We start from the raw sequence: 18248 nt of genomic DNA on the forward strand, positions 1-18248 counted from the left end.
GTAGCGCGCGTCAATTCAGGCAAACACGCCGAATGAGGGCCGGCGCTAGATTTGGGGCGTCAGATCCAATTTGGTCAGGGCACTCATCTGACTGACCTTCCACTCGGCGCCGGAACGCTTCAGGGTCAGCCGGTACGACAGGTAGCGCAGCGAGGGGATGCCCTTTGTCAGCGGACTCGTCGCGACCGAGTTGGTGTAGACGATCGCGGTGGCCTCATTTGCACTGATACTTTCCACCGCTGTGCCCATCACCTTGGTCTGGTTGGTGACCTGGGCCTGCTTGTTGCTGGCAACGATCGAATCGACGAACTTGCGGTACTCCTCGGCGAAACCGCCGGCCAGATACTGCTGCGAGCGGTCAGCCAACTTGTCCATGTCGTTGGGCGAGTACGACCACAACGTGGTCACCGCCGCGGCAGCGGTCTTGGCGACCTCGAACTTGCTCTGAACCAGGGCGCGATCCGCCAGGTAAGGCTGCGCGGCGGCACCCGCGAACGCGGCGGCACCGGCGAAAAGGGCCGCCGCCACGACACCCGCGGCCAGCAGCCTGCGGCCCGCGGGGCGATGCGGCACCAGCACCACGGGCGCAGTTCCGGGCTCCTCGTCGGCTACGTCGTCAGCCGCTTCACTGCCCGAGTCTTCCTGTGCGGCAGTATCTTCCGGCTTCTCGTCAGCCGCGGTGGCGTCGTCGGCAACCTTGCCGGCCGCGTCGGCCGGCGCGGCGTCGTCAGTACCAGCGTCGGCGGCGGCGGCATCGTCGACCGGCGCGGCGTCGACGGCCTTCTGCCGGGGCAGCCGGTGCCGGCGCCGGGCCGCCTTGCCCTGCGGGGCGTCGGCCGTCCCCTGCGGAGCATCGGCCACAGACTCCCCGGGGGTCACATCACCGGATTCATGCGGCTGATCTTCCACTGCTGCCCTTCCTGCGTAGCCGTTACCACCCAACGCGAGCCACTTTCCACGGTCGCGTTGCCGTCCGGCGTCGTCGTCGTCAGCTTCATCGCGATCAGCACGTCGGCGCTGCCGTCGTCATTCCACCGTTGTACGCCGGCGTCTTCGACGGTTCCCTCCGCCGGTTGCGCGCGCGCCACCTGCATGAGGATCTGGTCGTGCTTGTCCTTGAACTGTTTGGCGAACTCGCCGGTGGACTGCCCCGCGATCTTCTCGACGTAGGCGTTGGCGTGGAACGGGTCGACCGCGGTGAAGCCCCTCATGAATTCTTTGACGTAGCCCAGCACGGCCGCCGACTTGGCCTGACTCGCCACGTCCTTCTCGTGCTGGACCAGCAGGTAGGTGCTGGCCGCGATCGCGGCGATCACCAAAACCGTTGTGACGCAGGCGATCACCGCCAACGCCACGCGGCGGGGCACCGCGGCCACAGCCTTGAAGTAGTCACCGGCGACGAAGCGCTCGGCAGCATCGATCTTGCGACGCGGACTCATCAGCGTCCTCCCCGCGGGCTCTTGAGCACCGTCAGATTCGACAACTGCCACTTGCCGTCGCCTGACTTCACGAACTCGACCCGCACGGTCGCGGTGATGAACCGCAGGGTGTTGGCGTCGACGCCGCGTTGCCCCTGCAGCGCGAGCAGCATGGTGGCCTGATCGGTTCCGGCGCTGAGGATCGCGCTGCTCACCGCGTAGTACTGGTTGGTCGTCGGTTTCTTGCTCACCGCCTGCTGCTGCTTGATCAGCTGGTCGCGGTAACCGTCGGTGACCAACGCCTGGGCGGTCTTGAAGTCGTTCTGATAGGTGTCGATGCCGTAGCTCAGGACGTGCTCGACGATCTTGGGACCCTGCTCGGAAATCTGGTGCCGCGCCTCGTCGACCGCGCGGTCGTGCCGGAACTGCACGCCGTAGCTCAGTCCCACCGCCGCCACACAGACCAGAGCACCGGCCACGAGCACCTGCCCGGCCCGCCGGCCGGGGTCCGCCGCGGGCGCCGGGGCGACGCGAACTTCGTGGTGCAGCAACAGATCTGCGAAAGTGCGGTGCCGCGGGTCCCAGAGCGGCCACAGCCAGCCCAGCAGCACCGCAACGGTATCCAACAGATGCGCGAGGTCACGCAGGACCAGTCGGCCCATACCGGCGGGAACGCCGGCCGGCACCCGCTCCACCCGGATGGCGAACAGCGAGCGGCCCAGGCTCCATCCGGTGATCGACGGCAACAGCCACCGGTTCACCAGGACCGCGGCCGCGGCCAGCGTGGCCACGGCGGCGTACGCCCACAGCGTCCATTCGGCCCGGGCGGCATAGCCCAGCAGGGCCATCACGGCGATGATCGCCACGCCCAGGAGCACGTCCAGCGCGAAAGCGCCGGCCCGCGCCGGCCACGAGGCCAACACCGGTGCCGCTTCGAACTCCGACCCCGTGCTCACTGCCTCGGCGCTCGTCGTCTCCTGACCAACCGTCACGAGGTGACCTGGTCGAGCTTGGCCACCTTGAACTTCCCGTCCACCGGTGCCATCTGCGCCCGCATCCGGTAACCGACTTCCTTGTCCTTCTCGGCGCTGTTGTTGATCTTCACGCGCACCGCCACCAGGACGTCGATGGACCCGTCATCGTTGTGCTTCTCGACGGCCGCGCGCATCTGCGAGATCTGCACCTGCACGTTGGCGGCCTTGTACGCCTCGAGCGTGATGCCGCTCATGAACGACGCCTGCGTCTGGTACGCGCCGGTGGCGCATTCGATGATCTTCGTCTGCGCGGCGATCATGGCCGACGTGTCGGGTGCCTGGGTGGCCGTGACGCAGTCCTTGGCCGCCGCGATGGCGGCCGTCTCGTTCGCCGCGAGCGCCTGACTCTCCCGATGCGATTTGAGCGCGAACCAACCGCCCGCGCCGACCGCGGCGGCCAGCACCACAAGCGCCAGGCACACCGTCAGGGCAATGCCCCGCCCGATCCGGGCGGGGCGCTGCGCACCCTCTGATTCACCGGTTTCACCCGGCGCCTCGATCGATTCCTCGGCAGACGGCTCTGTCGTCACCACGTCCTGGGACGTGACGTCCTGCTCATCGGTGGGGTTCAGCTGGCTGGTGCCAGCATCTCCTTCCATCCGTCGTCTCCTGGGTTGCTCGAGTTACTGACCGAATACTTCACACCGTTCGGTCCGACCACCTGACCGCTCTGCGGGTTGTAGGTGGCCTCTGGTCCTGCTGCCGGAGTGTAGAGGCACTTGTTGGGTTGCTGCCCGCTGCACTCCACCGTGCCCTGCCCCGGTGCGCTGATCGGGTCACTGGACGGCGCCGACGCACGCTCCGGCGGCGGCAGCATGTTGGCCGGCAGCGGGTTCATCCCGTTGTTGATCGACGGAGCCGGGATCACCTTGCCCGGGTCGACCGGCTGATCACAACGCGCGGCGGGGGCCGGGCAGTTCACGATCTGGTCCGGGGTGCCGTACCACGGGTTGGTGCCCAGCGGCTCGTACGGCTTGTTGTCGCGGCACTCCATGGGGCTCGCCGCGCGCTTCGCCGGGTTGTCCACACAGGGCAGGTTGCGCGAACCACGGACCGTGTTCTGGGCGTCCTTCGGGATCTTGCAGTACAGGCCCGACTCCAGCGGGGCGGTCGACGTGTCCGCCGGGGACCGCCACTTCGAGGCCGGCAGGAAGCCGGTGAGGCACGGCGGCGGCTGGTTGATGCCCAGTGCCAGGTTGATCGGGAGTTCCTTCTCGTAGACCGCGGTCAGCGAGTCGACGATCGGGCCGGCCATCGGCAGCACCACGAGCACCTGTTCGAGGCCCTTGTTGTAGCGCTTCAGCATGTCGAGCACGATCTCGACGTTGGCCAGCGACTGCGGCAACGCGTCACGGACCTCACCGAACACGGCGTTGAGCTGATCGGCCGTCGGCGCGCCCTGCTGGATGGCGTTGCGCAGCGCCGCGTCCTGCTGAGCCGACTGCGAGGCCAGCACATTCAGGTTCCGGGCCCACCGTGAAATGGCGTCACCGGACCTGACCTGACTGTCGATGATCGGGGCCGAGTTCTGAATGATGTCGTCGACCGAACCGAGGTTGTCCTTGAAGTCCCCCGCTAGCGCCTGGGTACCGTCGACGAGGTGCTGCAGTGACGGGCCGAGCCCGCCGACCGCCTCCGTGGTGTAGTCCAGCAGCGCGCCGATCTTCTCCTTCGGCAGCGAGGCGAGCGCGTTCTGTGTCGCGTCGAGAGCCGGACCGACCTCCTTGGGGACGGAGCCCTTGGTGATCGTCTGCCCAGCGGAGAGGTACCGCTTGGACGGGTTCTCCGGCGGCACCAGATCGATGAACTGCTCACCGACCGCGGACACCGAGTGGACGTTCGCCTGCACGTTGTCCGGGATGTCCACATCGTTGTTGACGTCCATGGTCACGCGCGCGCCGGTTACCGTCGGCTCGACGGCCAGCACCTTGCCCACCTGGTTACCCAGGTAGGTGACGTTGGCGGTCTTGTACAGGCCGCCCGAGTTGGGCAGTTCGGCGTACAGCCGATGCATACCCACGCCGAGGTAGGTCGGCAGCTTGAGGTACACCAGGGACAGCCCGACGAGCGCCGCCACAGTCACGATGCTGAAGATGATCAGCTGAATCTTCAGAAAACGGGTCAGCATCGGTCACTCCCCCCTTTCCACACGCGGGCCGCCCGGTGCGTTGGCCGGGTTCGGGGTGAATCGAACGTCCGGGATCATCGTCGCCGGGTCACGGCCCCACGACTGTTCCAGCGCCCGAGCCATACCCGACAGCCCGGTGCCGGTCAGGATGCCGTTGTCGATGGCACTCAGCGTCAGGTCGAGGTGCAGCGAGAGGTTCATGTAGTCGCCGCGGATGACCTTCGGGATGTTGTCGATCGGGAACGGCAGCGTGAACAGCAGCTTCATGGCCGGCACCAGGTTCGGCGACGTCTTGGCGATCTGCTTGAGCGCCCGCTGCAGCGTTGCGAGGTTGGTGTGGAGGTTCGCGTTGCTGTTCGACAGCGTGGTGTCCGACGCCTTCGACAGCCGGCCCAGCGCCAAGAGCGCGTTCGAGAACAGGTCCTGGGTCTTGTTGAAGTGCTCGATCAGCGGCGGCGTCTCGGTCAGCACCCGATCAAGGGTGTCGTTGCGATCCGCGACGACCTTCAGCAACGTGTCACTGGAGCGGATGGCCCGCGTAATGTCCTCACGCTGCTGATTGATCTCGTCCGTGAACGTGTCCAACCGGTGCAGGAACTCTTTGATCTGATCCGCGCGCCCGTTGAGGATGTTGTAGACCTCGGACTGGATCTTCTCGACGTTGGGCACACCGCCGCCGTTGAGGATTCCGGAGATACCGGCCAACGTCCGCTCGATGGTCGGGTACGCCGACGAGTTCTTCAACTCGATGGTGTCGCCGTTGCGCAGCGGTTGGGACGACGGGTCGGCCGGCGGGTCCAGCTCGAGGTGCTGGGCACCCAGCAGGCTGGTCTGCCCGATCTTGGCCTGCACGTTGCGCGGCAGGTTGATACCGGGGTTCAGATCCACCGTGAGGGTGGGCACCCAGTTCTTCAGCTCGATCGCTCGCACCCGGCCGACGAACACGTCGGCCACCCGGACCCGGCTGTTGGCGTTGAGCCCCAACGTTTCCGGCATCTGGACGTAGATCGTCGAATGGCCGGCCACCGTGCCCGGACCACCGGGCAGCGGCACGTTGGCGATACCGCGCCAGCCGCACGAGCTGAGGACCAGCGCCGCTGCCGACAGCACGCCGACCCGGCGGGCGTTACGCGCCCACCCACCGCGGTGCCGCGATGCCGAGGGTGACTTCGGCCCCATGGACCCGGTCATCATTGGCCTCCAACTTCGGCAGGAAGTGCGGGTCCGGCCGGCGCGGGCGCCGGAGCGGGTCCTGGGGCGGGCCCAGGTGCCATGGCACTCATCGGGCTCGGATCATTACCCGGTCGCGGCGGCGAGACCGGTCCCGGCTGCGGGTACCACGGCGGGGGCAGCGGGCTGCTCTCGTTGTAGGCGTTCGGCGGACCCGACATGTTGACGCCACCGGTCGGCGGAATGATGTCCGGGCCGCCCATGAGCTCGTCCAGCGACTCCGGCGTCAGCAGGTCCTGGGTCGACTGTCCGACCTTGAGTCCCTGCATGCCCGGTGCCGTGATCCAGCCCGCCTCGTGCTGGCCGTGTGACCACGGGGTGTCGGGCGAGAACACGCCCGGCACGGTCGTGTCCTTGTATCCGCCCGGGGGCTGCAGGCGCGGCTCTGAGTACGTGACCAACTTCGGCAGCGTCATGGCGGTGGTCGCCATGTTGATACCGAACGGCAGATAGTTGAACTTGATGGCGTCCATCACCGGGGCCAGGTACTGCGCGCACAGCTCCGCAGAATCCTGGTAACCCAACCGGCTACCGGCCTGGATCGAGCTGCAGATGAACTGCAACGGGTTCGAGAAGTTGGTCACGCCCGGCAGCACACCGGAGGCGATCAGACCGCCGGTCGCCGGCGAGTAGATGTTCTCGAGGTTGGCCAGGAAGTTCGGGTAGGCGTGCAACGCACGTTCCAGGCCGTCCCGCGGCTCCGGCTGCAGGATGGCCGTCGTCGCCTCGGACACGTTGTTGATGTCGTGGGCCAGGACGCTGCCGTTCTTGTCCAGGAAGCTCCGGGTCGTCGCCATGACCTGGTTCAAATCCTTGAGCGCCGACGCCAGCTCCTGGTCGGTGTTGGTGAACTTGTTCGTGAATGACGCCAGGTCGTTGTTCAGCGACACGAACTGCTGATCGCTCTGGTGCAGCGCGTTGACGAACACCGCCAGACTCTTGATCACCTGGAAGAAGTCGCCGCGTCCCTGGTTCAGGGTGTTCACCGCATCCGACAGACCCTTGAGGGTCTTGTTGAACTGCGCGCCCTTGCCCTCGAAGCCGTCGGCGAACGACTCGATGATGTCGCCGAACGGGCCCTTCGGTTGCTCCTTGGTCGGACCCAGTTCGGCGAGGATGCGCGTCAGCTGATTGCGCAGCTCGTCGTACTCGATCGGAATCTGGGTGCGTTCCTTCGGAATCACGGCGCCGTCAGCCATCGTCGGCCCACCGGTGTACGGCGGAGAGAGCTGAACTACGCGGGACGCGACGAGGCTCGGGTTCAACACCGACGCCGACGCGTTCTGCGGCACCTTGAAGTGATTGGAGTAGTGGAAGACGACCTTCATCTGATCGCCGTGCGGCTCGGTGGTATCGATGGCACCGACCTCGACGCCCATGATCTGAACCTTGTCACCCGGGTACAGCGCGAGTACCTCAGGGAAGTAGGCCGTCACCGTGGTGGTGGTCATCTTGCGGTACAGCTGCAGACCGAAGAAACCGAGCAGCACGATCGCCACGAGCGCGAGCGCACCACCGATGACCGTCCCCTTGGACAGGTTCGGCTTCTTGATGTTTCGGATGCTGAAAACAGTCGACATCGTGGCGGCCCTATCCTTGCGACCCTGGCGGGAGGAACGGCGGGTTACCCGGCAGCGGCGCGGTGCCGGCCGGACCGGCGCTGGGACCTGGTCCCGGCGGCGCCGGCGGCGCGATCAGCGGCCCGGGGATCGGAGCGAATCCGGGCGCGATGTCGCTGTCACCGGGCTGCGGCGTCAGCGGAACCGTCCGGGCACCGACGGGTGCCGGCGGCAGCGGCACCGGCGTACCGGGCACGTTCTCGGCCGGTTGGCCCGGGAACGCGGCCGACGGCACACCCGGGCCGGTGGGAACCCCGGCCGGGTTCGGCGCCGACGGGACGACGTTCGGCGGGGCGTAGTCGGGTCCACCGAACGGACCGACGCTGAGGTGCGAGCACGGCAGCGGATCGGCCGGCGACGGATCGGCACCGGCTCCCGGCGTGTACGAGCACGGCGAACCGGGAGGCACCGCGGGTCCGGGATGCTCCGGCGTGCCTTCGAGCTTCGGCGGAGCCGGCGGCGGCGCACCGTTGGCGAAGCGCGTGCCATTGGGATCCGGCCACTGCGCCTCCGGCAGACCGGCGCTGCGCCAGAAGTCTTCGGGGTTCAGTCCGCGCTTCTTGAACGCGGCGTCCACGAACGGCTGCATCAGCTGCGGCGGCAGGATGTTCTCGATCATGACCTTGAAGTAGGGACCGGAAGCGATGGCCTCCGACAGCGAGGCCACGAACTTACCGGCCGAGACCAGCGTGTCCGACAGATCCTGCTTGCGGGCGACGAGGATGTCGCTGATGGTCCGCAGCTGCTCCAGGACGTGGTTGATGTTCGGGTTCTCGTCGATGGTCGCCTTCAGCTGGTGCGACACCCGGGACACGCGCTCGAGCAGCAGGCTGATGGCTTCGCCGCGCTGGTTCAGGGCGTGCAGCAGCGTCTGGGCGTTGACCAGCAGCGCATTCACCTGGCCACTGCGGTCGCCGAGGATCGTGGCGATCTTGTTGGCGTTACCGAGCAGCGAGCGGACCTGGTCGTCGCGCTTGCCGATGGTCTCGGACAGCTTCTGCACGCCCTCGAGTGCGGCGGTCAGGTGCGGCGACGTCTGATCCACCGTCTCGGACAGGACGTTCAGCGATTCCTTGATCACCTTGGTGTCCCAGCCTTGCGAGGCCCGGGTGACGTCGAAGATCGCGTCGTAGATCTGGTACGGCGTCGAGGTCTGGCTCAGTGGCAAGGTGCCGCGCGGCGGCAGCTTGTGGGTGCCCTTGGCCTCGATCTCGATGGCCTTGCGGCCCAGGATGGTCTCGGTCTTGATCAGCGCCCGGCTGTCCGTGCCGATGGTGTTGGTGCCGATGTCGAAACCGATGATCACCTTGTCGCGGTCGATGTCCATGTCCTTGACCGTGCCGACGTTGACACCGTCGATGCGGACGTAGTCGCCGACCATCAGACCGCCGGTGTCGCTGAACTGGCCGTAGTACGTGGGCGACGCAAACAGCATCGGCACCTTGGTGACTGACGCACCCACTGCCGTGACCAGCACGACGGCCGCCAGACCCATCGCGCCTCTGCGGACCCGGTCGGACCCTTCTATGGACCTCACTTCGGCGTGCACCTTCCGGACGGCTGGTTGGTGAGCTTGACTGTGCGCACGGGTCCACCCGGCTGCAGACCGTTCATCTTCAACTCGATGTCGCAGACGTAGAAGTTGAAGAAGTCGCCGTATACGCCACCGGAACGACCCAGGATCTTCAGCGCCTGGGGCACCTTCTGCAACGTGTCGTTGAGCTGTTCCTTCTGGTCGACAAGCGACTGCTGCGTGGTCTCGAGGTAGCCGAGCGTGCTGTGCAGCAGCTCGCGGTTGTCGCCCAACAGATCGGCGAGCGAGCCGGCGCCATTGCTGATGCTGGCGACCGAGTCGGCGATCGGGTCGGCGCGGTTCTTCAACCCCGTCACGAGCGACTCGAAGTTCTTCAACGTGTCGTCGAACTGCTTCTGGTGCTTGACCGTGGTGTCGAGGACCGTGTTGAGGTTCTTGATCACCTCACCGATGGCCTGGTCCTGCTCCCCGATGGTCGACGAGAACGAGGCCGTCTGATCGAGGATGTTGTTGATGGTGCCGCCCTCGCCCTGGAAGATCGTGACCAGCGACGAGGCGATGGTGTTGACCTTCTGCGGATCCAGCGACCGGAACAGGGGCCGGAAGCCACCGACAAGTGCATCGAGGTCCAGGGCCGGCTCGGTGCGGTCGACCGGGATGGTCCCCCCGGGGGCCAGTACCTGGTTGCTGTCACCGCGGCGCAGGTCCAGGTACCGGTTGCCGATCAGATCCAGGTAGCGGATGTGCGCCGTGGTCCCCTGGTACAGCGATAGTGACTTGTCGACGCTGAACTTCACCCGCGATTTGCTGCCACCGTCGATGAGCTCGACATCGGTGACCTTGCCGACCTCGACGCCGTTGGCGCGCACGAACTGATCGGCCTTCAGACCGCTGCTGTTGGTGAAGATCGCCGAGAACTCGTTGGTCCGGCTGAACCGGAACTGACCGAAGACGATGAAGATGCCTGCTGTGAAGGCCAGCAGGACCGCGGAGAAGATGGCGAGTTTGATCGCCGTGCCCTTGATGCTCATGGGTTGATCGTGTTCTCCCCGTCTTGACGACCCCAGACGTACTCCGATGCGAACGGCGATCCGAGACCGAAGTGGTTGTACGGCGCGATCGACGCGCCGGTGTCCATCACCATGTAGGGCATCGGGAGGATGTCCTTGGTGACCGTCCAGCAGCCCGGGCGCCCCATCGGACCGCCGGAGGCGTTGATCCGCGGGAGGTTGTCCGGATACACGTACTGGTTGGCCGCACCGGCGAGCTCGGTGTGGGTCACCAGCGAGTAGCCGTTACCGCCCAGGCCCTTGGCCGCGGCCGGCGCACCGGCGGCGAAGCCGCGGAACAGGCAGTCGAGCTCGGGGGCGTACTTGTCGAGCACCCGGGAGGTCGGCAGCAGGTCCTCGGCACCGCGGACCAGGTAGGGGCCACCGCGCTCGAGGATGTCGCCGCCAGTGTTGCCGAGACCGACTGCCGACATCAGCGCCTGGTCGATGGTGCCGCGCTGATCATTCAAGGTGCGCTCGGTGGTCACCGCGTTCTTCAGGCCGTCCCACAGATCCGGCGAAGCCTTCGAGTAGACCTCTGTCAGATCGGCGAGGGCCTTGGTGTCGTGCCGGATGTTCGGCATCCGCTGGTTCAGGTCGGCCAGGATGGTGTTGCCGTTGACCAGCGATTGCCCGAACTTGTCACCGAGGCCGTCGAGCGCCTGCGCGGCAGCGGTCAGGGTGGCGTTCAGCTTGATCGGGTCGACCTGCTCGGAGATCGCGGTGATCGTCTCGAACAGGGTGTTGAGCTCCGTGGTGACGCAGGCCGTGGCCGGCGTCGGCGGCGAGCACTTGGAGACGTCGATGGTGTCGCCGTTCTTGATCCGCGCGCTCTCGGGATCCGACGGCGAGGTGAACGAGACGTACTTGCTACCGAAGACCGTGGTGGCCAGCAGCTTGGTGTTGACGTTCTTGGGCAGCAGAGGGAGGTACTTCGGGTCGACGTCGAGCTGCAGTCGAGCTTTCGTGTCGTCTTCCTTGCCGACGACGTCGATCTCCTTCACGCGGCCGATGGGCACGCCGTTGTAGGTGACCTTCGAACCGGGGTCCATGGACAGTCCGGACCGGGGCGACACCACGTACAGCTTGGCCTTGGTGTCGAAGTAACCGCGGAACTGGAACCAGACCATCACGAGAACGAGGGCGGAGATCACCGCGAAGATGACGCCGACGATCAGGTACGGCGGGGTGCGGTCCTTGTTGAGCGGTGCGTGGACCTGACCCTCGGCGACAGGTGGCGTTGCTTGTGGATTCGTCATCGCGTCACACCGTCAGGTTGAAGTTCGGGTCGGTGCCGTACAGCGCCAACGAGAAGAGCAAGACCACAACGACATTGGAGATCAGCGACGTACGCATCGACCGGCCCACGGCCTCACCCACGCCGACGGCGCCGCCACTGGCGTAGTAGCCGAAGTACGCGTGGTTGAGCAGCACCACCATCGACATGATGATGACCTCGAGGAAGGACCACATCACGTCGTCGACGCGCAGGAACGTGTGGAAGTAGTGCTCGTACGTACCCACCGACTGCCCGTAGACGAGCGTGGTGACCAGCTGCGCCGACAAGAACGACAGCAGCAGGGCCAAGGCGTACAGCGGAATGATGACGACCATGCCGGCGACCAGGCGGGTCGAGACCAGGAAGGACAGGGACTTGACCCCCATGACCTCCAGGGCGTCGACCTCTTCGCTGATGCGCATCGCGCCGAGCTCGGCGGTGGCGCCTGCGCCGACCGTGGCTGCCAGCGCGGTGCCGCTGACCACCGGTGCGACGACGCGGATGTTCGCCAGTGCGGCGAAGAAGCCGGTGAAGGCGGCGACACCGATGTTGCCCAGCGAGGCGAAGCCCTGGATGGCGATCAGGGAGCCCGCCGCCAGGGTGACGAAGCCGATGATGGCGACGGTGCCACCGATGACAGCCATGGCGCCGGTGCCCATGCCGACCTCGGCGATCAGCCGCAGCACCTCTTTGCGGTAGTACCGCAGGCAATGCGGGATATGCCCGACGGCCGACCCGACGAAGACACCGACGTGGCCCATGCTGGCGAGCATCCGGCTCGGCGCAGCGCCGAAGTCCTTGACACGGGAGAAGACGCGGGGGAACCGTCCCTGCAAAACTGTCGCTGTACTCATGCGCTACCCGGCCTGCGTTCCGAATTTGATACCGATCGTGGTGAGAACCACGTTGACCGCGAACAGAGCGATGACGCAGAGCACCAGCGTTTCGTTCACCGCCGTGCCCACACCCTTCGAACCACCCGCCACGGTCAGCCCGCGGTAGCAGCCGACCAAGCCGGCGATCAGGCCGAAGATGGTGGCCTTGAGGACGGAGATGACCACTTCGGGGAAGCCGGTCAGCAGGGTGAGAGTCGAGACGTAGGCGCCGGCGTTGACGTTCTGGATGTACACGCCGAAGAAGTAGCCACCGACCAGACCGATGATGATCACCGCGCCGTTGAGCATGAAGGCCACGAACGTGGAGGCGACCACACGGGGCACGACCAGGCGCTCGATGGGGTCGATGCCCAGCACTTCCATGGCATCGATCTCTTCACGCACGGTCCGGGCTCCGAGGTCAGCGCAGATGGCCGTCGACCCGGCGCCGGCCACCACCAGCACCGTCACCAGTGGCCCCAGCTGGGTGACAGCACCGAGGGCCGCACCTGCGCCTGAGATGTCGGCCGCGCCGAACTCACCGAGCAGGATGTTCAGCGTGAAGATGATGAGCACCGTCAGCGGGATGGAGACCGCCAGGGTGGGCAGGAATGCCACCCGGATCAGGAACCAGCACTGAAGGATGAACTCCTTCCACTGGAATGGCCGCGAGACCAGCGCCTTGAAGGTGAGGATGCACATCTTGACGAAGCCACCCACCTTGGTGAATGGCTTGTCGAGCTGCTCCTTGAGATACCCGACCAGGGAGTTGTCAGAGGCTGTCACCGATCAGCCTTCCCTTCCGGAAAGCGGCCGTTCCGCGGCGTCACGCGTGGCACGTCCCCTCCTTAGCCAGTAGCACAAACTGAGTGATTTCTGTCTCGCTACTCCCGAGTAGTAAGACGGACCACAGGACTGTACCCGATACACCGCGTACCCCGTGACCCAACTGAGGGATAATTGCGTTCAGTTTCAGCAAACGCGACATGGGCCCATCCGCCCTCCACTCAAGTGGTCGAATTTCTCAGCGCGACGTCACTTGCCGCGCTCACGACACACTTGTATCACCGAACCGCTCTCGGAGTTCCGTTTTAAGGACCTTGCCAGAAGGATTTCGTGGCAATGCGTCGACAATTTCCAGCGCTTTCGGGTGCTTGTAGCGCGCGAGCCGTTCGGTCAGGAAATCGTCGAGATCTGCCAGGGTCAGGGCACTTTCGAGTTCAGCGTTCACATTGGCCGTCACAGCAACGACGGCGACCGGGACCTCGCCCCACTTTTCATGCGGACGGCCGATCACCGCAACTTCGGTAATCGATGGGTGCGCGGCCAGAATGTTCTCTACTTCTGCACAGTAAATATTTTCGCCGCCGGAAATAATCATGTCCTTTTTACGATCGACGACCCAGATGTAACCCTCTTCGTCTTGGCGAACCAAGTCACCGGAGTGGAACCAACCGCCGGCGAATGCCTCGGCCGTCGCCTTCGGGTTGTTCCAGTACCCCGCCATGAGGGTGGGCGCACGGTAGACGATCTCGCCGACCTCGCCTACCGGGACGTCGTTCATGTTGTCGTCGACGACCCGGGCGGCCACGGTCGGGATGACCCGGCCGACCGACCCGAGCTTCCGCAGCGCGTCCTGGCTCAGCAGCATGCACGTCACCGGCGACATTTCGGTCTGACCGAACGCAGCAAAGATCTGCGTGCCCGGGAACGTCGACGCCATCTCCCTCAGAAGAGTGTCCGAAGCGGGTGCCGCACCCCAGGAAAGAACACGCAATTTCACGTCGCGCGGCTTGGCCTGCTGCGCCGCGCACACCGCCTGCCACTGCGCCGGAACCAGGAAGATCGACGAGACGCCCTCGGCCGCCAACACGTCGAGCAGTGCGCCGGGATCGAACGCGCCGAGCGGGTAGATGACCGTGGGCAGACCCAGGAGCAGGCCGCCGATCATGTTGCCGATGCCGGCGATGTGGAAGAAGGGGACGCCGATGAAGCCGACGTCGTTGTTGATGTCCGGCGCGATCGTGAACAGGTTCGTCATGGCCTGGCCCATGATGTTGACGTGCGTGAGCACGGCACCCTTCGGATATCCCGTGGTGCCCGAGGTGTACATGATCAGCGCCGGGGAGTCCTCGGGGATGTCGACAGGTGCGGGCGGCGCACCGTCCTCGGCGAGGACGTCGTCGTAGCCCAGCACGGTTCCCTCGGTGGTGCCGCCGGCGACGATGACAGTCTCCAGCGACGGTTCCAGCTCCCGCACCGCGATGGCGACCGGGGCCAGCACCTGCTCGGTGATCACGGCTCTCGGGTCGCAGTCCCGCACCAGGTAGGCGATCTCGGGCGGGGTCATACGGAAGTTGACCGGGACCGCGATGGCGCCGAGGAGGTTGGCGGCCAGGAACGACTCGACGTATTCGGTGCGGTTCAGCATCAGGATCAGCACACGATCGCCGAAGCCGACCCCTCGACGGCTCAGCGCTCCCGCGAGCATGGTGACGCGTCGCTGCAGTTCACCCCAGGTGACCGTGTGGCCGACGAAACGCAGCGCGGTCCCGTCGGGTTGCATGAGGGCGTGCCGGGCGAGGTGGGTGGTCCAGTTCTGCCGGCGGGCCAGATACGGCTGCTCGAGTGCTGCGGGTGACACGGTCTGCTCCTGTGTCTCGATCGGCATCGCGGCGGAGTCGAAGTGATCGCGACAAGCGATGCTGATATTTGATCAAATATAGTGTTGCCGCCGTCACAATAGGACGCCCGCACCATCCGGACAACCGCCGGGTGGCCCCAACCCGTCGACAAGAGGACTGCCGTGAACGTCTCGGCGAAACCGCTGCCCGGCCTGCGCCGGCGCGAACAGCTGTCCGACGAGGTGGCGGCCCATCTCCGGGCGGCGATCATGTCGGGCACCCTGCGGCCGGGCACCTTCGTCCGGCTCGACGAGACCGCGGCCGCGCTCGGCGTGAGCATCACGCCGGTCCGCGAGGCACTGCGCACCCTGCGGGGTGAGGGCATGGTCGAACTCGAACCCAACCGCGGCCACGTGGTGTCCGCGTTCACCCGCGACGACATCGCCGACATCTTCTGGCTGCAGGCGACCATCGCCACGGAGATCGCCGCAAATGCGGCCCGGCGGATCACCGAACCCGCCATCGCCGAACTCGACCGTCTCACCGACGAACTCGCCGATGCCGTCGCGGCGGGCGACGTCGATGCGATCGCGCTGGCCGAGTTCCTGTTTCACAAGGAGTTCAACCGCGCCGCGGGCCGGACCAAGCTGGCCTGGTTCCTGCTGCACGCGGCCCGGTACCTACCGGTCCGGATATATGCCACCGACCCGCAGTGGGGTGCGGCGACAGTGGCGAATCACCGCGAACTGGTTGCCGCGCTGCGGGACAGAGACATCGACGAGGTCGTGCGGCAGACGCGCCGCCAGTTCGACGACGCCGCCGAACGGTTGACCGGCCGCCTCGACGAACTCGGGTTGTGGCCGGCCTAGTTGGCGGCGAGCTGCTCGGCGCGCGTCTTGAGGTTGCCGGCCAGGTGATCCAGCGCGTCGTTGACGACCTTCTTCACCATCATCGACGGAATGCCGGGCATGTCGACCTCGACGTCCATGTCGACGGTCAGCAGCGCGCTGGCGCCGAGGTCGACCACGGAGAACAGCTGCTCCTGCTTGGAGAACAGGTTGCCCTGCTGCATGACGGTCTGAATCTGGCCGTCACCCGGGTAGTAGACCGCCTGGATGTAGGAGCCGTCCATGCCCTGAATCTTGGTGTCCAGACGGAGCTGGCTGGGCCGGCCGTCGTCGTAGCGGTGCAGAATCCAGCAGCCGGTGACCTCTTCGTTCCACTGCGGGTAGGCCTCGAAGTCGGCGACGATCCCCAGGATCTGCGCTGCTGGTGCGGAGACCTCGACGGTCTTGCTCACGATCGGCATGGGCCAGAGCATATCGAGGCCGATACGCCGCCGATCCCGCGCGTGTAGCCGTTGACCCTGAACTGAGGGCGCAAGTCACTCGGGCGCACTTCTGCGCCCTCAGTACAGAGTCAACTGACGACGGCGGTCTCCAGCAGCTCCCGGATGGGCGCCGGAATGGGCACCGGACGACGGGTGTCGCGGTCGACGTAGACGTGCACCCAGCTGCCGACCGCGGCAGGTGTGCCGTCGCCGGCCGCCCACAACCCGGTCCGGTAGGTGACGCTGCTGTTGCCCAGCCGGCTCACCGCGAGCCCGACCACCAGCTGCGACGGGAACTTCAGCTCGGCGAAGTAGCGGCAGCTCGATTCGGCGACCACCCCGAGCCACGGTGCGGCCACCGGGTCGACGTCGCGCGTGGTGTTGATCCACGCGTTGATCGCGGTGTCGAACAGCTCGTAGTAGACCGCGTTGTTGAGGTGGCCGAACATGTCGTTGTCGGTCCACCGGGTCTGCACGGGCCAGTGCACCAGAAAGTCTGCGGTGGTCAGTGCCTGCTCCATGGCGGCCAGTCTGTCAGGCTGGGGCCATGAAGATTCGCGGTGCCGTACTCGAGGAGATCGGGCGGCCCCGCCCGTACGCCGAATCGCGGCCGCTCACGATCAGTGAACTGGATCTGGCCGCGCCGGGCGACGGCGAGGTGCTGGTCCGCATCGAGGCCGCCGGGTTGTGTCATTCCGACCTGTCGGTGGTGGACGGCAACCGGGTCCGCCCGGTGCCGATGCTGCTCGGCCACGAGGCCGCCGGCATCGTCGAACAGGTCGGCGGCAGTTCGGATTTGGCCGTCGGCCAACGGGTGGTCATGACTTTCCTACCGCGCTGCGGGGCGTGCCGATCCTGCGCGACGAACGGCCTGGCGCCCTGCATCCCGGGTAGCGCCGCCAACGGCGCGGGCACGCTACTGGGCGGTGCGACGCGGTTATCCCGAAGCGGCACAACGGTTCTGCATCACCTCGGGGTCTCCGCCTTCGCGACGTACGCGGTGGTGGACCGCCGTTCAGTGGTGCCGGTGGACAGTGACGTACCCGCGGTCGTCGCGTCGCTGCTCGGCTGCGCGGTACTGACGGGCGGCGGCGCGGTGCTCAACGCCGGACAACCGAAACCGGGTCAGACGGTGGCCATCGTGGGCATGGGCGGGGTCGGGATGGCCGCGATGCTCACCGCACTGGCGCACGACGACGTCCGGGTCGTCGCGGTCGACAGGTTGCCAGACAAGCTCGATCAGGCCCGCGCACTCGGCGCGCACGACGCCGTCACCGACCCCGGCGACCTCAAGGCCGACATCGTGATCGAGGCCGCCGGCCACCCCGCGGCGCTCGAAACCGCGATCGGCATGACCGCGCCCGGCGGGAAGACCATCACCGTCGGGCTGCCACACCCCGATGCGCGAATCACGGTGTCACCGTTGGCATTGGTCGCGGACGGCCGCTCGCTGATCGGCAGCTACCTCGGGTCGGCCGTGCCGGCGCGGGACATTCCGCGCTTCGTCGACCTGTGGCGGTCCGGACGGCTGCCGGTCGAGAAGCTGGTGTCCGACACCATCACCCTCGACGACATCAACGCCGGCATGGACGCCCTCGCCTCGGGCCACGCGGTGCGGCAGATCGTTGAGTTCTGAAGGCTTCAACGTCGGCGTGAAGTAGCGACGCAAAAAGCGCAACCTACTCGGGCTCCGCGGATTCTCCACGTTCCCAGTGCAATTGGGTCAATTCGGGGACCGAAACTTGTCGTACCCTTCTGCTTTGATGGTGTCATGTCCACCGCTGCAACGGCTTTCGATGTTGAGGCGTCGCCGTGTGAGCGTATGGATGCGTTCTTCGATGAGATCGGTGAGCTGACCGGGCAGCGCAACGCGATCGACGCGCGGCTGGTGGAGATTGCGGCCGAGATCGATCGCGATGGGTTGTGGGGTGCGACAGGTGCCCGGTCGCTCACGGCGTTGGTGGCGTGGAAAACCGGTGTGTCGCCGCGCAATGCGGAGGTGATGGTGGCGGTCGCGCACCGTCTGGAGGAGTTTCCGCGGTGCGCTGAGGCGATGCGTGAGGGTCGGTTGTCGTTGGATCAGGTCGGGGTGGTCGCCGAGCATGCCGCGGACGGGTCGGATGAGCAC

General features: G+C 66.2%; 18 protein-coding genes. 3 read left to right on the forward strand and 15 right to left on the reverse strand.

What is annotated here, in order from left to right:
• Positions 1 to 45: 45 nt before the first annotated feature.
• The 13 genes from A7G45_RS05280 to fadD5 form a co-directional block, all read right to left on the reverse strand.
• Positions 46 to 909, reverse strand: a complete 864-nt coding sequence (locus tag A7G45_RS05280) for a mammalian cell entry protein (RefSeq protein WP_260934512.1) — start codon at positions 907 to 909, stop codon at positions 46 to 48.
• Positions 876 to 1439 carry an Rv1363c family protein gene (locus A7G45_RS05285; RefSeq protein ID WP_133425779.1) on the reverse strand — a complete coding sequence of 188 codons (564 nt, stop codon included), beginning with the start codon at positions 1437 to 1439 and terminating at the stop codon, positions 876 to 878. The genes A7G45_RS05280 and A7G45_RS05285 overlap by 34 nt, the downstream gene beginning before the upstream one ends.
• The gene (locus tag A7G45_RS05290; protein WP_260934516.1) at positions 1439 to 2410 is read right to left on the reverse strand and encodes an RDD family protein; all 972 of its coding nucleotides are present in this window, start codon (positions 2408 to 2410) and stop codon (positions 1439 to 1441) included. Before A7G45_RS05290 ends, A7G45_RS05285 begins: the two co-directional genes overlap by 1 nt.
• Positions 2407 to 3051, reverse strand: coding sequence for a hypothetical protein (locus tag A7G45_RS05295; protein WP_260934518.1), 645 nt, complete (start codon positions 3049 to 3051; stop codon positions 2407 to 2409). The genes A7G45_RS05290 and A7G45_RS05295 overlap by 4 nt, the downstream gene beginning before the upstream one ends.
• A complete protein-coding gene (locus tag A7G45_RS05300; protein ID WP_226520320.1) occupies positions 3021 to 4580 on the reverse strand; it encodes a virulence factor Mce family protein in 1560 nt (519 codons plus the stop codon). The genes A7G45_RS05295 and A7G45_RS05300 overlap by 31 nt, the downstream gene beginning before the upstream one ends.
• Before the next feature lie 3 nt (positions 4581 to 4583).
• Positions 4584 to 5771 carry a virulence factor Mce family protein gene (locus tag A7G45_RS05305; RefSeq protein ID WP_377041979.1) on the reverse strand — a complete coding sequence of 396 codons (1188 nt, stop codon included), beginning with the start codon at positions 5769 to 5771 and terminating at the stop codon, positions 4584 to 4586.
• The gene (locus A7G45_RS05310) at positions 5771 to 7390 is read right to left on the reverse strand and encodes a virulence factor Mce family protein (RefSeq protein ID WP_226520319.1); all 1620 of its coding nucleotides are present in this window, start codon (positions 7388 to 7390) and stop codon (positions 5771 to 5773) included. The genes A7G45_RS05305 and A7G45_RS05310 overlap by 1 nt, the downstream gene beginning before the upstream one ends.
• Positions 7391 to 7400: 10 nt before the next feature.
• Positions 7401 to 8966 carry an MCE family protein gene (locus A7G45_RS05315; RefSeq protein ID WP_226520318.1) on the reverse strand — a complete coding sequence of 522 codons (1566 nt, stop codon included), beginning with the start codon at positions 8964 to 8966 and terminating at the stop codon, positions 7401 to 7403.
• A complete protein-coding gene (locus A7G45_RS05320) occupies positions 8963 to 9994 on the reverse strand; it encodes an MCE family protein (protein ID WP_064858563.1) in 1032 nt (343 codons plus the stop codon). Before A7G45_RS05320 ends, A7G45_RS05315 begins: the two co-directional genes overlap by 4 nt.
• Positions 9991 to 11271 (reverse strand): MCE family protein, encoded by a 1281-nt coding sequence (locus A7G45_RS05325; RefSeq protein WP_260934529.1) that lies wholly within the window; start codon positions 11269 to 11271, stop codon positions 9991 to 9993. The genes A7G45_RS05320 and A7G45_RS05325 overlap by 4 nt, the downstream gene beginning before the upstream one ends.
• 4 nt (positions 11272 to 11275) lie before the next feature.
• Positions 11276 to 12145, reverse strand: a complete 870-nt coding sequence (locus tag A7G45_RS05330) for an MlaE family ABC transporter permease (protein ID WP_061010636.1) — start codon at positions 12143 to 12145, stop codon at positions 11276 to 11278.
• Positions 12146 to 12148: 3 nt separating this feature from the next.
• Positions 12149 to 12952, reverse strand: a complete 804-nt coding sequence (locus tag A7G45_RS05335) for an MlaE family ABC transporter permease (protein WP_061000452.1) — start codon at positions 12950 to 12952, stop codon at positions 12149 to 12151.
• A 262-nt stretch (positions 12953 to 13214) separates the two neighbouring features.
• Complete coding sequence (gene fadD5, locus A7G45_RS05340; protein WP_260934537.1) at positions 13215 to 14837, reverse strand: fatty-acid--CoA ligase FadD5; 1623 nt, start codon at positions 14835 to 14837, stop codon at positions 13215 to 13217.
• A 135-nt stretch (positions 14838 to 14972) separates the two neighbouring features.
• Here fadD5 and A7G45_RS05345 point away from each other — a divergent pair, with 135 nt between their 5' ends.
• Positions 14973 to 15659 carry a GntR family transcriptional regulator gene (locus tag A7G45_RS05345; RefSeq protein ID WP_135357673.1) on the forward strand — a complete coding sequence of 229 codons (687 nt, stop codon included), beginning with the start codon at positions 14973 to 14975 and terminating at the stop codon, positions 15657 to 15659.
• Here the strand turns inward: A7G45_RS05345 and A7G45_RS05350 are convergent.
• Both A7G45_RS05350 and A7G45_RS05355 read right to left on the reverse strand, forming a co-directional pair.
• Positions 15656 to 16099, reverse strand: coding sequence for an SRPBCC family protein (locus A7G45_RS05350; RefSeq protein ID WP_260934540.1), 444 nt, complete (start codon positions 16097 to 16099; stop codon positions 15656 to 15658). The two genes, A7G45_RS05345 and A7G45_RS05350, sit on opposite strands and share 4 nt — an antisense overlap.
• Positions 16100 to 16209: 110 nt before the next feature.
• Positions 16210 to 16641 carry an acyl-CoA thioesterase gene (locus A7G45_RS05355; protein ID WP_260934542.1) on the reverse strand — a complete coding sequence of 144 codons (432 nt, stop codon included), beginning with the start codon at positions 16639 to 16641 and terminating at the stop codon, positions 16210 to 16212.
• A gap of 26 nt (positions 16642 to 16667) precedes the next feature.
• Between A7G45_RS05355 and A7G45_RS05360 the strand changes: the two genes are divergently transcribed.
• Positions 16668 to 17756, forward strand: coding sequence for an alcohol dehydrogenase catalytic domain-containing protein (locus tag A7G45_RS05360; protein ID WP_260934543.1), 1089 nt, complete (start codon positions 16668 to 16670; stop codon positions 17754 to 17756).
• A gap of 135 nt (positions 17757 to 17891) precedes the next feature.
• The coding region (locus tag A7G45_RS05365) for a DUF222 domain-containing protein (RefSeq protein WP_260934545.1) at positions 17892 to 18248 on the forward strand (357 nt) is incomplete at its 3' end.

The organism is Mycolicibacterium llatzerense, assembly GCF_025331195.1.
Taxonomy (GTDB): Bacteria; Actinomycetota; Actinomycetes; order Mycobacteriales; family Mycobacteriaceae; genus Mycobacterium; species Mycobacterium llatzerense.